This window comes from Brucella intermedia LMG 3301 (assembly GCF_000182645.1).
GTDB lineage: Bacteria > Pseudomonadota > Alphaproteobacteria > Rhizobiales > Rhizobiaceae > Brucella > Brucella intermedia.
Genome location: NZ_ACQA01000001.1, coordinates 1515026 through 1529112, shown reverse-complemented (window position 1 = coordinate 1529112; position 14087 = coordinate 1515026). Strand labels below are relative to the sequence as shown.

Genomic DNA, 14087 nt, shown 5'->3' with positions numbered 1-14087 from the left:
CCAATGATCAATCTGACCCGACGCGGGATGCTTGGACTTTCAGCCGGTGCCGCGGGTTCGCTCATCCTGCCGCGCTTTGCCATCGCACAGGCTGACAATCGCCCATCGATCACCATTGCCGTGCAAAAGGTGGCGAACAGCAATACGCTCGACGTCCTTCGCGAACAGTCGAATGTCGGCGAACGCGTCTTCTTCTCCAGTATCTGGGAAGCGCTGATCGACCGTGACTGGTTGGGCGGGCTTTCTGCCGTGCCGGGCCTTGCGACCGAATGGACCCGCATTGACGACAAGACCGTCGAATTGAAACTCCGTCAGGGCGTGAAGTTCCACAATGACGACGAGATGACCGCCGAAGACGTTGCCTTTACCTTCGGCAAGGAACGCATGTTCGGTGACACGCAGCCAGCCGAAGGCAAGACGATTTATGTTACGGAGAAAAATCCGCTCGGTCGCGAAAGCAAGGAACTGCCGCTGGAAGTACCCGCGACTGCCCGCCGTTCCTGGCCAGCCCTGCTGGGTGTGGAAGTGGTCGACAAATATACGGTGCGTTTCAAGAACGGTACGCCGGACGTCACCATGGAAGGCCGCATCTCGCGTTACGGCAGCCAGATCATGAGCCGCCGCGGTTGGGAGGAATCCCCAAGCTATCTCGATTGGGCGCGCAAGCCGATCACCACCGGCCCCTACAAGGTTGTCGAGTTTAAGCCAGACAACATGCTGGTGCTCGAAGCTCATGACGAATATTGGGGCGGACGCCCGCCGCTGAAGCAAATCCGTTTCATCGAAGTGCCGGAAGTAGCCTCCCGCATCAATGGTCTGCTCTCTGGTGAGTATCAGTTCGCCTGCGACATTCCGCCGGACCAGATCGAGGGCATCGAAAAGAACGACGCTTTCGAGGTCCAAGGCGGTACGATCCTTAACCATCGTCTGACCGTTTTCGACAAGTTCCATCCGCAGCTTGAAAATCCGCTGGTGCGTCGCGCATTTACCCACGCCATCGATCGTCAGGCGATCGTGGATTCGCTGTGGGCTGGCCGCACGGTCGTTCCGGCAGGGCTTCAGTGGGATTATTATGGCGATATGTTCGTCCAGGGCTGGAATGTTCCGGAATATAACCCCGATCTCGCCAAGCAGCTTCTGAAAGAGGCCGGTTACAAGGGTGATGCAATCCCTTACCGCCTGCTAAACAATTACTACACTAACCAGACCCCGACCGCGCAGATCCTTGTGGAGATGTGGAATCAGGTGGGCCTGAACGTCGAAATCCAGATGAAGGAAAACTGGCAGCAAATCCTGGAAAAGAGCCCGGGACGCGCAGTGCGTGATTGGTCCAATTCTGCGCCGTTCAACGATCCTGTTTCTTCCATCGTCAGCCAGCACGGCCCGAACGGCCAGCAGCAGCAGGTCGGCGAATGGACGAATGAGGAAGCAAACAAGCTTTCCGTCATTCTGGAAACAAGCACGGATCACGCGAAGCGCAAGGAAGCGTTCAAGCGGATGCTGGAAATCTGCGAACGTGAAGACCCAGCCTACACGGTCCTCCATCAGAACGCGACGTTCACGGCCAAGCCGAAGTCATTGAAGTGGAAGGCGGGCACCCGCTTTCGCGATGGACTTCCGCAAGAACAACTGGGCTTGAACCATTTGTAGTAGCGAGCCCGGTCTGACCGGGCTCGCTTGTCCTTCGGGGCTTCCCGCCCCGCCAATGTGAATGAACCAGAAGGATTGCATGATGCCGCTGGTCGAAATTTCCAATCTCCACGTAGCCTTTGACGGTGTGCCGGTTCTGCATGGTATCGACCTCTCGATTGGGCGTGGCGAAGCTGTGGGGCTTGTCGGGGAATCCGGCTGCGGCAAGTCTGTGACCTGGCTGGCAGCGCTCGGCCTTCTTCCGAAGAAAGCGACGATCTCCGGCAGTGTTCTCCTCGAAGGAACGGAATTGCTGACCGCCTCCCGCAGCACGCTCGAAAATGTTCGCGGCGGTCGCGTCGCAATGATCTTTCAGGACCCGTCGAGTTCCTTGAACCCGGTTATCCGGGTGGGGCGACAGATAGAGGAAGCCGTGCGGCTACATCGCGGCCTGAGAGGACCTGCGGCCCGGGCAGAGGCGTTGCGATTGATGGAGCTTGTTGGAATTCCCGATGCTCGTCGACGTATTGATAATTACCCGCACGAATTTTCAGGTGGCCAGAACCAGCGTTTGATGATCGCCATGGCGCTCGCGGGCAACCCTGACATCCTTATCGCTGATGAGCCGACGACTGCCCTCGATGCGACGATCCAGGCTCAAATACTCGATCTGCTGGCTGCCCTGCGCGCGGAAACCGGAATGGCTCTGGTGTTTATCAGCCACGATCTCGGCGCTGTTTCGCAAATATGCGAACGGGTTTCCGTCATGTATGCGGGACGTATTGTCGAGCAGGCCCGGACCGAAGCGCTCTTCGCCGCGCCCCGTCATCCTTATGCGCATGGCCTGTTTGATTCCATTCCGAGCCTTGATGGCGGGCGCAATCGTCTGATCCCCATCGAGGGCACGGTTCCCGAACCCGGCAAGCTTCCACATGGTTGTGCATTCTCGCCACGCTGCCTGAGCGCGAGCGACCTCTGCGCGCGAAGTCTTCCAAGGCTTGGTGTTCCGCAGGACGACGCCGGTGAGGGGCGCATGGTCGCCTGTTTTCATCCCTATCCGGCAGCGTCGTCTTCACTGCCATCAATGCGCGGTCGTGTTTCAACGCAAGCGAGTACAAAGGCGATAGCACAATGACAGCCGCTCTCATCGAAGCCCGCGACCTTGTCAAAACCTATACGTCACGCAAAGGGCTGTTCGCGCAACCAGTTGCAGTTCGCGCTGTAGATGGGCTTTCCCTGTCGGTAGCTCCGGCGACGACGCTCGGAATTGTTGGCGAATCCGGTTCAGGCAAATCCACAACTGGACGCCTGCTTCTCGGTCTGGAAGATCCCAGCGAAGGGGAAGTCACCTTTGAGGGCTCAGCTCTGCCGCGTCAAAAGACGGCGAGCTGGCGCGCTTTACGCGCGCGCATGCAACTCGTTTATCAGGACCCTCTTGCTGCTCTGGACCGGCGGTTACCTATTGGCCGTCAGATAGCCGAGCCGCTGGAAATACACGGCATTGGGACCCCGGATGAGCGGAAAGCCCGTGTCGCCGAATTGATGCGAGCGGTGGGGCTTCGTCCCGATCAGGCTTCACGCTACCCGCATGAGCTTTCCGGCGGGCAACGTCAGCGCGTCGTCATCGCGCGGGCCATCGCGTCCAGGCCGCAACTTATTGTCTGTGATGAACCAGTATCAGCGCTGGATGTTTCTATTCAGGCGCAGGTCGTAAACCTTCTGCGGGATTTGCAGGAACGCGAAGGCATTGCGATGGTTTTCATCAGCCATGATCTGAAGGTGGTGCGCAATATATCGGATCGTGTCGCGGTCATGTATCTGGGCCGTATCGTCGAAGAAGCTTCCTCTGACGAAGTTTTTGCCAAGCCGCTTCACCCCTATACGCAGGCACTCGTGTCGAGCGTTCCTGTCGCGGGAACGCCGCTCAGCGATCGCATCATTCTGCAGGGTGAGCCGCCTAATCCTGCGGCGCGGCCCAATGGCTGTGCCTTTCATCCCCGCTGCCGTTTTGCCGCTCCACGCTGCAGCAGCGAGGTACCTGAACTCCTCGACATGCCAGCGGGACGCAAAGTGGCCTGCCATTTTGCCGGAACCGCGCAGACGGACAATATTCATGCTTAGATTTCTGATGGTTCGCGGATTCCGTGCATTTGTGACCATTCTTCTGGTGGTGACATTTGCCTTTGTGGTGTTGCGCATGTCTGGCGATCCAGCCCAGATCATCATGGGACCGGACGCTCCGCCGGAAGCCATAGCTGCATTCCGGAAGAACTGGGGTCTCGATGATCCCCTCTGGCAGCAATATTTGCGTTATTTCGGAGCCATCGCGCGTGGCGATCTTGGAATATCGATGCGCGACGGTCAGTCTGCGATCACGCTCGTGGCGGAGCGCATCCCTGCCACCCTTCAGCTTACGATACCGGCGTTGCTGATCAAGCTTGGGCTTGGCATTCCCGCGGGAATTTATGCGGCGCTGCACCGCAACAGCTTCATTGACCGGGCCGTCATGGCAACGGCTGTCATTGGCTTCACGTTGCCGAGTTTCGTACTCGGCCTGCTGCTCGTGCTCGTGTTCTCGGTATCGCTTGGATGGTTGCCTTCGGGGGGGCAGGATAGCTGGATGCACGCCATTCTCCCTATCATCACGATGGGACTGGGCGGTGCGGCTATTCTGGCGCGTTTTTCCCGCAGCGCGATGATCGAGATTCTGGGGCAGCCCTATATTCGCACGGCGAGCGCCAAAGGCGTGTCTTGGCGCAATGTTGTCTGGCGGCACGCACTGCCTAACGCGGCTATTCCGATTGTCACGATCGTTGGGTTTATGGTCGGATCGCTGATTGCAGGCGCAGTGGTGGTAGAGTCGCTCTTTTCCTGGCCGGGGGTGGGCAGATTGCTGGTGGTTTCGGTAGCCAATCGCGATCTCGCAATCGTGCAATGCATCCTGCTTCTCGTGGCCGCGACGATGGTGATCTCCAATTTCGTGGTCGATCTTCTCTATGGTTATCTCGATCCGCGTCTGCGTCAGGCGCAGGGCAAGGCGTGAGGCTGAACCGATGACGGATATGATTGCCAATACCGCCGCTGTTTCCACGCAACTGAAAAAGAACCGCAGGCGCATTCCACTGATGGTCATCATCGGATTTGTCTGGATTGCGGCGATGATCCTGATTGCGGTCACCGCAGATTGGATAAGACCGTACAACATCACAGCCTTCGACCTGAAAAATCGCCTCGCGCTGCCCGGGAACGCACAGCACTGGCTGGGAACCGATGAGCTCGGTCGCGACGTGCTTTCGCGCCTTATCGAGTCCATCCGCATTTCGCTGCTCATCGCGTTTGGCGCGACGATCATTTCCGCAGTGTTCGGGACAACGCTCGGTTTCCTTGCGGCCTATTTTCGGGGGGCGGTCGAACAGATTGTGGTCATGCTGGCTGATTTTCAGGCAGCACTGCCATTCCTCATTCTTTCGCTCGCGGTGCTTGCATTCTTCGGAAGTTCGCTCCTGCTGCTGACCTGCCTGATGGGCTTCTACGGTTGGGAGCGTTATGCCCGTATAGCACGTGGACTGGCCGTTTCTGCCAATGCGCAAGGCTACGCTGCGGCGGTTACGCAGCTCGGCGCTACGCCGTCGCGCGTTTATCTCAAGCATATTCTCCCGAATATCGCTTCAACGCTGATCGTGTCGATGACGCTGACATTCCCGGAGATCATTCTGCTTGAAAGCAGTCTGTCATTCCTTGGTCTCGGCGTGCAGCCGCCAATGACCAGCCTCGGCAATATGGTCGGTTATGGTCGCGAGTATCTTACCCGCGCGCCGTGGATCATGCTCGCGCCGTCATTTGTGATCATGTTCACCACGCTGTCGATCAGTTTTGTGGGCGATTGGCTGCGTGACAAGCTGGACCCGACAACCCGATAGGGCCGTCACCTCCGCCAGCACTTGGACCTTGCGATTCTGAAAGCGAGTTGTTTAGTGTGACCTGTTCGAATTTTTATGGGAACTGACTCCTTATGTTGAAGAATATCAATCCATTGCTGACGGGCTCGCTGCTGGAAGTCCTCGCAGATATGGGGCATGGCGACGATCTGGTGATTGTTGATGCCAATTATCCGGCGCAGTCTTCCGGTGTGCACGTGCTCGATTTTCCGGGAATCACTGCGACAGATATGGCTGAGGCCGTGCTGTCGCTGCTGCCTCTAGATGATTTTGTCGACAAGCCAGCGGCTGTCATGCAGGCACCGAATGAAACGCCGGCGATTTTCAAGGAGTTTGAAACCGTCATTGAAAAGGCCGAAGGGCGTAAGATTTCCGTCGATCCAATGGAGAGATTTGCATTCTATCACCGCGCCCGTGACGCTTTCGCGATCATTCGGACGGGCGAAAAGAGGCTCTACGGAAATATCATCTTCAAGAAGGGTGTCATCCGCTCCTGAACCTGTGGCTGATAACTATGCGAAAAAAGCCCGGGCATTGAGCCCGGGCTTTTGTTTGGATTTATTCCTGCGGCTTTTCTGCCTGGCCCTTCATCGGGCCTTTGTGCTCTCCGCCCTTATGGTGCTCCATACGATGGGGACCCTTATGGTGAGAACCTCTGGCGTGGTGCATCTTCGCTGCGCGCATTTCGCTGCGATCAATCTTGCCGTCCTCGTTCCGATCCAGTGCAGCGAATTCCTTCTTGCGCTGGTTCTCAATTTCCGCAAGCGTGACCTTGCCGTCGCCGTTGATATCGAGACGACGCTCCATGCGGTCAGCCGCACGGCTCACAATGCGCTTTTGTGCCAGCGCTTCGATTTCGGCTCGAGAGAGTACGCCGTCGCCATCCGTGTCGGCTGCCTGGAGATCGTCCATGCGTGAGAATTTGTCGAGATCAACGGGGCCATGTCTGACCTTCGTGTCAGTGTTTTGTGCAGCGGTCGTCTCTGTCGCCGGTTTATCAGTATTTGAATTGCTTTTTTCTTGTGCCAATGCGGGTAGGGAAAGCAAAGACGTTGCAATTACAGCGATAAGTGCGGTCTTGGATTTCATGGCTATTTAACTCCATTACTCTTTTACAGGGGCGCCGCTAAATGGCGTGCGAGTAATGTCTGTCATTTTAGATGAACCGCATATGAATGGGCGAATTAATTATCGGTAATGTATCAGAGAGCAATAGCAGCGGTCCAACGAGACCTTTCCTAGGTGTGGGGAATCCCGAAGCATCGAAGCATATGCTCCATAAGGAGGAGTCTGGGTTTATCCAGTCGCTCAGGACAATTTATCAGCGGAAGCGTTTGTTTTCTGAAGAGAAAATGGTGGGTGATGTAGGGATCGAACCTACGACCCGCTGATTAAGAGTCAGCTGCTCTACCAACTGAGCTAATCACCCACTCGCTTTGCCGAGGCGGCGGCCCCGGTGAAGTGAGCGGTTCTATAACGGCCTCTTTTCCACCTGTCCAGCCTCCAACTGCAAATTTTCTGAAAAAAATGACAGATGGCGTAAAAAGCCCGGAAATGCGGGATTTGTAAATTCCCGATTTTGCACGCTACCAGTGTCTCTTTGAAATATGCTTACTGTGGTTGTGGATTTTCAGCGCGTGTTTGAGAATCAAAAAAGGGAAATTCTTGATTTGATTCATTTTTTTCCATTGTGGCGTTGTATGGAGAGCTGGCCGACTCCATATTCGGCGTTGCCCAGTATAATATGTGCGGCGGGAGGTTGAGCGGGGAGTAGGGCTACGCTGCAAATGTCGCAGCCATGTCATCAATTATTGATGCTTGTCTGAGAAGCTACGGCATATAAAAGACTTGATCGGTTGGTAGTCGTCTTGGACAGGAGGGCACCCGTACCGCCCAAAGTTATGAGAGCAAGGCGATTCATGCACCGGAGTTGCCCTTGCCGAATAAAGGAACGGTTCATGTCGTTTCGGAATCCGGTTCGCGGTATTTGAGGACGGAATGGAAAGCATAATAGGCGATCTCGGACAGTTTATTTCCGATCATCGGGCATGGGCTGGGCCTATCGTGGGCATCATCGCCTTTGGCGAATCTCTCGCCATCATAGGAATGTTCATTCCGGCCACACCGATCATGATCGCCATCGGCGGCCTTGTGGGCGCTGGAATCATCGAACCCATTCCCGTCATCATCGGCGCGATCATTGGTGCGGTGATCGGCGATATCATTTCCTATTTTCTTGGCTGGTGGCTGGGCCGTAACATCATCCACAAATGGCCCCTCAACAAGCACCGCAGCGGCGTGGCGCGTGCGCGCCTTCTTTTCCGCCGTTATGGTTTTTCGGCAGTGTTTCTGGGGCGCTTCTTCGGCCCCATCCGCTGCACCGTGCCGATGGTGGCAGGTATGATGTCGATGGACCAGACGCGCTTCCAGACCGCCAATATCCTCTCAGCGCTGGTGTGGGCTCCGGTGATGTTCCTTCCCGGCTGGCTGGCTGGCCGCGGCGCTGGCATTTTTGCCAGGATGGACGGGGATCACATGTTCTGGTTCGTGATCGGGATCACCATCGCCACGATTATCGTGACCGTCATTGGTGTCCGGTTTTTCAAGGCGCGTCCGCGCCGCGAACGCAAGCGTCGCGTTCATGTGTCACCGGCCGAATAGTAATCTCTTGTGCGGCTGGTTTCCGTCTGCATAATAACGAACGATATGTTCCATATGACAACCGGTATTCGCTGAGGCGCCGAGCTTCACATTGCCCGATATAAGGTTCATCGCGCTTTATGCCCGACGACAGTTCTGACGATTCGTCTTCCCGAAGTCCGGATTCCCTAGAGGGACGTTCCGGGCTTCCTGCGCGTTGCACAACTCCCGACAATCTCGCCTGCATGGGGCTCGCCTGCATGGGGCTGGTCCGCTCAAAGTGGTCCGGCGAGCACCTGTTTGCAGCGTTATTTCCATTCACTGTTTCTGCTGAACTTTAAAGGAGCCGACATATCATGGACTGGTCCATGGACTGGATTGCCGACCCCAATGCCTGGATAGGTTTGGTAACATTGGTGGTACTCGAGATTGTTCTCGGTATCGACAATCTCGTCTTCATCGCCATTCTCGCCGACAAACTGCCGCCGCATCAACGCAATCGTGCACGGTTGATCGGCCTCAGTCTGGCGCTTTTGATGCGCCTTGTGCTGCTCGCCTCCATTTCATGGATCGTTGCCCTGCGTGAGCCTTTGGTCACGTTGATGGAATTATCCTTCTCCGGACGCGATATCATCATGCTGATTGGCGGTCTCTTCCTCCTTGCAAAAGGCACGATGGAGCTTCACGAGCGTCTGGAAGGAGCACATGGACCCAAAAATTCCAAGGTCGTGCATGCCGTATTCTGGCAGGTGATCGTTCAGATTGTCGTGCTGGATGCTGTGTTCTCGCTGGATAGCGTCATTACCGCAGTGGGCATGGTTCAGCACCTGCCGGTCATGATGTTTGCCGTCGTTATCGCCATCGCGGTGATGATGCTTGCTTCCAAGCCGCTGATGGACTTTGTCAACAAGCACCCCACGGTTGTCATCCTCTGTCTTGGCTTCCTGATGATGATCGGTTTCAGCCTGGTCGTGGAAGGTTTCGGCTACCATATTCCAAAGGGCTATCTCTACGCAGCTATCGGCTTCTCCGTACTGATCGAAGCAGCCAACCAGATGGCGCGACACAATCGCGAGAAGCTGGTCACCACCAATGATCTGCGAGAACGCACGGCAGGCGCGGTCTTGCGTCTGCTCGGCGGCGGGCGCGGTGAAAACCCGCTCTCCGATACGGTTGACGTAATTGCTCAGCAGACGGCGGCCAGCGATGTCTTTCTTCCGGAAGAAAAGGAGATGATCCGCGGTGTGCTGGATCTGGCTGATCGGCCTGTACGCTCCATCATGTCACCACGCAATGAGATCGAATGGCTCGACCTTGATGAAGACGCGGCGGAACTTGACGCAGCTATTCGCAAGTTGACGCATTCGCGCGTCATCGTTGCGCGCCGTCAGGTGGATGAATTCGTCGGTGTGGCTCTGGTCAGGGACCTTCTGCTGGATATAGGTGACAAGAAACCCATAGACTGGGATAAAACCGTGAAGCAGCCGCTGGTCGTGCATGAGAATGCAAACGTGCTCCGCGTCATGGAGCAATTGCGTAACTCTCCTGTTCAGATCGCGGTAGTGGTGGACGAGCATGGCTCATTCGAAGGCGTTGTGACGCCGACCGATGTTCTTGAGGCTATCGCTGGCGAGTTTCCGGATGAAGACGAAGAAGCGGCTGTCGCTCAGTCGGACGGGAAGGGCGGCTATCTCGTTGATGGTTTCACCGATATTCGCCGCTTGAGCGGGCTCTTGGAGCGCGATCTGGTTGACGAGGCTGATCGCTATACGACGCTCGCGGGCTATGTCCTCTGGCATCTGGGACACTTGCCCCTGGGAGGAGAGAGCTTCGCCGCTGACGGGCTGGAGTTCAAGATCGAGTCGATGAATGGCCGTCATATCGGCAAGGTCCGCATTTCGACGCCCGTCGATTACGAGGTGTGATTGGAACAGATTTGCGGGCCAAACGGTTTGGCTCGCAAATTATTTCATGATGTTAACTCCCATAAAATAAGTAGGTTATTGACAAATTCCCGGAAGCCTACAAAATTAACCTGTCGTTCATTGTTGCGGCGAAAGCGCGGCAATATCTGAGCGTGAGGTGATGAGGAGGCTTTGGCATGAAGCGAATAGTTCAATTGGTCGCTACTAAAATGAAGAATGCGTTCTTGCGTATTCCGACCTTTCTTGAGCAGCCATGGCGCGAAATGAAGCTGAATGCCGAGGAAATTGCAGCCCGCCGCCGCAGTCGGGTCGAGCGTGGCGAGCATAATTTTCTCTGGTGCTGGCAGCATCGCGGTTTCTGGTAAATCCGCGCAAGCGCGTAAAGTTTTGAAGGCAGGAGAGGGACGGCTCCTGCCTTTTGCATTGCATTTTATGGTTTTGCCCCAGGTGAGAATTATTTTCTCATGCCAGCAAATGGATTGGGTGCAGGTTCCATGAATGAATATGAAAGTAGTTTATATATTTAAATCAATGATTTAGATTGATTTTGTCTCTTCTCTCGTTAGATTTGTTTTCCGAAAACAATCCAGTTTATAGCGCTTCTCGCAAACGGCGCGGTGGGGATGGGTCTAATGAGAAAAATTATCCTATATGCGGCGGTCGCGCTCGGTTTGGGCTCTGCCCCTGTTCATGCGCAGGAGCCAAAGGAAATCCTCAACGTTTCCTATGACATCGCGCGAGAGCTCTACGAACAGGTCAACAAGGCCTTCATCGCCGACTGGAAGACCAAGACCGGTGAAGATCTGACTGTCAACCAGTCCCATGCCGGCTCGTCGAAGCAGGCGCGTTCCATTCTGGAAGGGCTTGAAGCTGACGTCGTGACCTTCAATCAGGTGACGGACGTGCAGGTCCTCCATGACAAGGGTAACTTGATCCCGGCGGACTGGCAGAAGCGGTTGCCCAACAACTCGTCGCCCTATTATTCCTTCCCTGCGTTCCTCGTACGTGAGGGGAATCCGAAAAACATCAAGAATTGGGATGATCTGGCGCGCGACGATGTCAAGGTGATCTTCCCGAACCCTAAAACGTCGGGCAATGCGCGCTACACCTATCTTGCTGCGACCGCTTACGCGAACGAGGCGTTCAAGGGTGATCAGGCAAAGGTGCATGACTTCATTGGGAAGATTTTCAAAAACGTTCCGGTCTTCGACACGGGCGGTCGCGGGGCAACGACAACATTTGCCGAGCGTGGCATTGGCGACGTGCTGGTGACTTTCGAGGCGGAAACGCGCGGGACCGAAAAGGTGCTGGGGCTGGACAAGTACGATGTTGTCGTACCGGAAGTCAGTTTGCTGGCAGAGTTCCCGGTTACGGTCGTGGATAAGGTGGTAGACAAGCGGGGATCGCGCAAGATCGCCGAAGCTTATCTCGACTACCTCTATTCACCGGAGGGGCAGGAAATCCTGGCCCAGAACTTCAACCGCGTGCATGACAAGGACGTCATCGCAAAGCACAAGGATATCTACCCTGATGTGCGCCTTGTAACGGTTGAGGATGCTTTCGGTGGCTGGGAGAAGGTGCAGAAGGAACATTTCGCCGAAGGCGGAGTGCTCGATCAGCTTTTCAAAGGCAAATAATAAAGCCAACTGGCGATCCCGGGCGGGGTCGCCTCGCATTTTGGAAAATCCAGTGGCGCTTCTAAGCATGAAACGTAATTCGGTGTTGCCGGGGTTCGGGCTGACCCTCGGCTGCACCTTGCTTTATCTGGCCGTGATCGTAGCCTTGCCGCTGTTGGCAATGATCCTGAAAACGGCGAGTCTCGGCTGGAGCGACTTCTGGAATATTGTGACTTCAGAGCGGGCGCTGGCGACTTACAAGATCACCTTGAGCGCCGCTGCAGTGGCGACCGTGTTCAACGGGTTGTTCGGTCTTCTGCTGGCCTGGGTACTGACGCGATATGAATTTCCGGGCAAACGTCTGATCGATGCCGCTGTCGACCTTCCTTTCGCGCTGCCAACTGCCATTGCGGGTCTGGCGCTGGTAACACTGTTTGCCCAGAACGGCTGGTTCGGACGGTTTCTTGAACCGATCGGCATAAAGGTCGCTTACGCACCGCTTGGCATCATGATCGCGATGTTCTTCACCAGCATCCCGTTCGTCATCCGCACGGTCCAGCCGGTCCTGGAGGATATGAGTGCCGATGTGGAAGAGGCCGCACGCAGCCTTGGTGCCAGTTCGTGGCAGACGTTTTCCCACATTATCTGGCCGACGATCTTTCCCGCTTTCCTTGCAGGCTCGTCGCTTTCCTTTGCGCGCAGCCTTGGCGAATTTGGCTCAATTGTCTTCATCTCCGGCAATCTGCCCTTCGAAACCGAAGTGACATCACTGCTCGTTTTCATCCGGTTGGATGAGTATGATTATCCAGCCGCGGCTGCTCTTGCATTCGTGATGCTTGTCACGGCTTTTGTCATGCTTCTCGTGACTAATCTCATTCAGGCAAGGCAGCTTCGTTATGCAGAACGCTAGCGCAAGCATGCAGGCGCGAAATTCAGGGCCAATGCGCAGCCTGTTGATCTGGCTCGCGGCCCTGTTGTCGGTCATCTGTATCGGGGCGCCGCTCGCCGTCATCTTCTCCTATGCCTTCAGCAAGGGAGTCGATGTCTTTTTCAGCGAGATATTGAAGCCGGATACATTGCATGCGGTCTGGTTGACCATTCTGACGGCAATTGTGGTCGTGCCGATCAATATGGCATTTGGCGTCTGTGTTGCATGGCTGGTAACCAAGTTTCGGTTCCCGGGGCGGCGGTTGCTCATTACTTTCGTCGAAATACCGTTTTCCGTGTCACCTATCGTGGCCGGTGTGACCTATCTCTTCCTCTATGGATCGCAGGGTTTGCTGGGGCCGTTGCTGGAGTCCTATGACATCAAGATCATGTTCACGGTCCCGGCGATTTTTCTTGTCAGCCTCTTCGTGACTTCGCCTTTTGTGGCACGTGAGTTGATCCCGCTTATGGAAGTGCAGGGGAGCGATGAAGAAGAAGCGGCCCTGACGCTGGGGGCCAACGCCTGGCAGACCTTTTTCTATGTCACATTGCCCAATATCAAATGGGCGTTGCTTTATGGCGCGGTGCTTTGCAATGCACGTGTGATGGGGGAGTTTGGGGCAACGTCGGTCGTTTCGGGCGCAATTCGCGGCAAAACCAATACGCTGCCCCTGCAGGTGGAGCTGCTGTTCAATGACTATAATGTCGCCGGTGCTTTCGCCGCAGCCTCGACGCTGGCATTGATCGCACTTGTGACGCTTGTCTTGAAGATACTGCTTGAGCGCAGACAAGGTGCCTGAAATGAAGAGCCGCCCATTCGAAAAATGGGCGGCTGGCGGTCACGCTGCTTGGGAAAGCGTGTTGTTTACAGGTTCTCTGTGAAGAGAGGAGGCGAGGATAATCCCCTCAGGCCAGCGGCTGAATCCGCTTGCCACGTTGATGTGACCGGCATGACCAAGATCGACAAAGCCCGATCCCCACACATGCGAAAGCGCTTCAGCCTTGGCAAAGCTCATATATTCATCGTTGCGACTTGCCACGACGATGGAAGGAAAACCCAGTTCACGGCGGGGCAGCGGAGCAAAGCTCTGGAAGCGGCTATCCTTGCGGGCCATGGTCTCGGCGTCGGCCGGTGCAACGAGAAGTGCACCCGCCACATGAGCGGCCGATGGGCGGCTAGCCAGATGTGCGACGAGCGCACAGCCCAGACTATGGGCAACCAGAACTGCGCCGGGATTTTCAGCCAGCTTGGCTTCGAGCGCGTGCATCCAGTCGGATAGAACGGGATAGTGCCAGTCGTCCTGTTCGACGAGCAATGCTGACGGATCGTCATGCAACCATTGGCGCTGCCAGTGGCCTGCTTCCGATCCCTTGTAACCGGGGATGATCAATGTCGCAGGCATGCGTTTTTT

Annotated in this window: 13 protein-coding genes, 1 tRNA gene and 1 pseudogene; 12 read left to right on the top strand and 3 right to left on the bottom strand. The window is 55.8% G+C overall.

Annotated features, from left to right (window positions below; all coding sequences use genetic code 11):
* Window positions 1–3 precede the first annotated feature (3 nt).
* The 6 genes and pseudogenes from OINT_RS07315 (at window position 4) to OINT_RS07290 (ending at window position 6064) form a co-directional block, all read left to right on the top strand.
* Window positions 4–1639 (top strand): annotated as a pseudogene (locus OINT_RS07315) (ABC transporter substrate-binding protein).
* A gap of 90 nt (window positions 1640–1729) precedes the next feature.
* On the top strand, window positions 1730–2764 hold the full coding sequence (locus OINT_RS07310) for an ABC transporter ATP-binding protein (RefSeq protein WP_006471715.1): 1035 nt from the start codon (window positions 1730–1732) through the stop codon (window positions 2762–2764).
* Window positions 2761–3750: an ABC transporter ATP-binding protein gene (locus tag OINT_RS07305; protein ID WP_006467141.1), complete on the top strand. Its 990-nt coding sequence runs from the start codon at window positions 2761–2763 to the stop codon at window positions 3748–3750. Before OINT_RS07310 ends, OINT_RS07305 begins: the two co-directional genes overlap by 4 nt.
* Window positions 3743–4672: an ABC transporter permease gene (locus tag OINT_RS07300; RefSeq protein WP_006471716.1), complete on the top strand. Its 930-nt coding sequence runs from the start codon at window positions 3743–3745 to the stop codon at window positions 4670–4672. The genes OINT_RS07305 and OINT_RS07300 overlap by 8 nt, the downstream gene beginning before the upstream one ends.
* 10 nt (window positions 4673–4682) lie before the next feature.
* On the top strand, window positions 4683–5549 hold the full coding sequence (locus OINT_RS07295) for an ABC transporter permease (protein WP_006467139.1): 867 nt from the start codon (window positions 4683–4685) through the stop codon (window positions 5547–5549).
* Between the two features lie 92 nt (window positions 5550–5641).
* Entirely contained in the window at window positions 5642–6064 is a 423-nt protein-coding gene (locus OINT_RS07290; protein ID WP_006467138.1) for an RbsD/FucU family protein, read from the top strand.
* Window positions 6065–6125: 61 nt separating this feature from the next.
* On the opposite strand, the gene OINT_RS07285 is transcribed toward OINT_RS07290, so the two are convergent.
* Entirely contained in the window at window positions 6126–6656 is a 531-nt protein-coding gene (locus tag OINT_RS07285) for an EF-hand domain-containing protein (RefSeq protein WP_006467137.1), read from the bottom strand.
* A 264-nt stretch (window positions 6657–6920) separates the two neighbouring features.
* Window positions 6921–6996 (bottom strand) — tRNA-Lys (locus OINT_RS07280).
* 569 nt (window positions 6997–7565) lie between these two features.
* On the opposite strand from OINT_RS07280, the gene OINT_RS07275 reads away from it, so the two are divergent.
* From OINT_RS07275 to cysW, 6 genes are all read left to right on the top strand, one after another.
* Window positions 7566–8228 (top strand): DedA family protein, encoded by a 663-nt coding sequence (locus OINT_RS07275; protein ID WP_006467136.1) that lies wholly within the window; start codon window positions 7566–7568, stop codon window positions 8226–8228.
* A 335-nt stretch (window positions 8229–8563) separates the two neighbouring features.
* Window positions 8564–10132 carry a TerC family protein gene (locus tag OINT_RS07270; protein WP_006467134.1) on the top strand — a complete coding sequence of 523 codons (1569 nt, stop codon included), beginning with the start codon at window positions 8564–8566 and terminating at the stop codon, window positions 10130–10132.
* Between the two features lie 176 nt (window positions 10133–10308).
* Complete coding sequence (locus tag OINT_RS23515) at window positions 10309–10497, top strand: hypothetical protein (RefSeq protein WP_022568359.1); 189 nt, start codon at window positions 10309–10311, stop codon at window positions 10495–10497.
* A gap of 267 nt (window positions 10498–10764) precedes the next feature.
* A complete protein-coding gene (locus OINT_RS07260) occupies window positions 10765–11769 on the top strand; it encodes a sulfate ABC transporter substrate-binding protein (RefSeq protein ID WP_006471718.1) in 1005 nt (334 codons plus the stop codon).
* A 67-nt stretch (window positions 11770–11836) separates the two neighbouring features.
* Window positions 11837–12658, top strand: coding sequence for a sulfate ABC transporter permease subunit CysT (cysT, locus tag OINT_RS07255; RefSeq protein WP_006471719.1), 822 nt, complete (start codon window positions 11837–11839; stop codon window positions 12656–12658).
* Complete coding sequence (gene cysW / locus OINT_RS07250) at window positions 12645–13475, top strand: sulfate ABC transporter permease subunit CysW (protein WP_006467130.1); 831 nt, start codon at window positions 12645–12647, stop codon at window positions 13473–13475. Before cysT ends, cysW begins: the two co-directional genes overlap by 14 nt.
* Window positions 13476–13514: 39 nt before the next feature.
* On the opposite strand, the gene OINT_RS07245 is transcribed toward cysW, so the two are convergent.
* Window positions 13515–14078, bottom strand: coding sequence for an alpha/beta hydrolase (locus OINT_RS07245; RefSeq protein WP_006467129.1), 564 nt, complete (start codon window positions 14076–14078; stop codon window positions 13515–13517).
* Window positions 14079–14087: the final 9 nt, after the last annotated feature.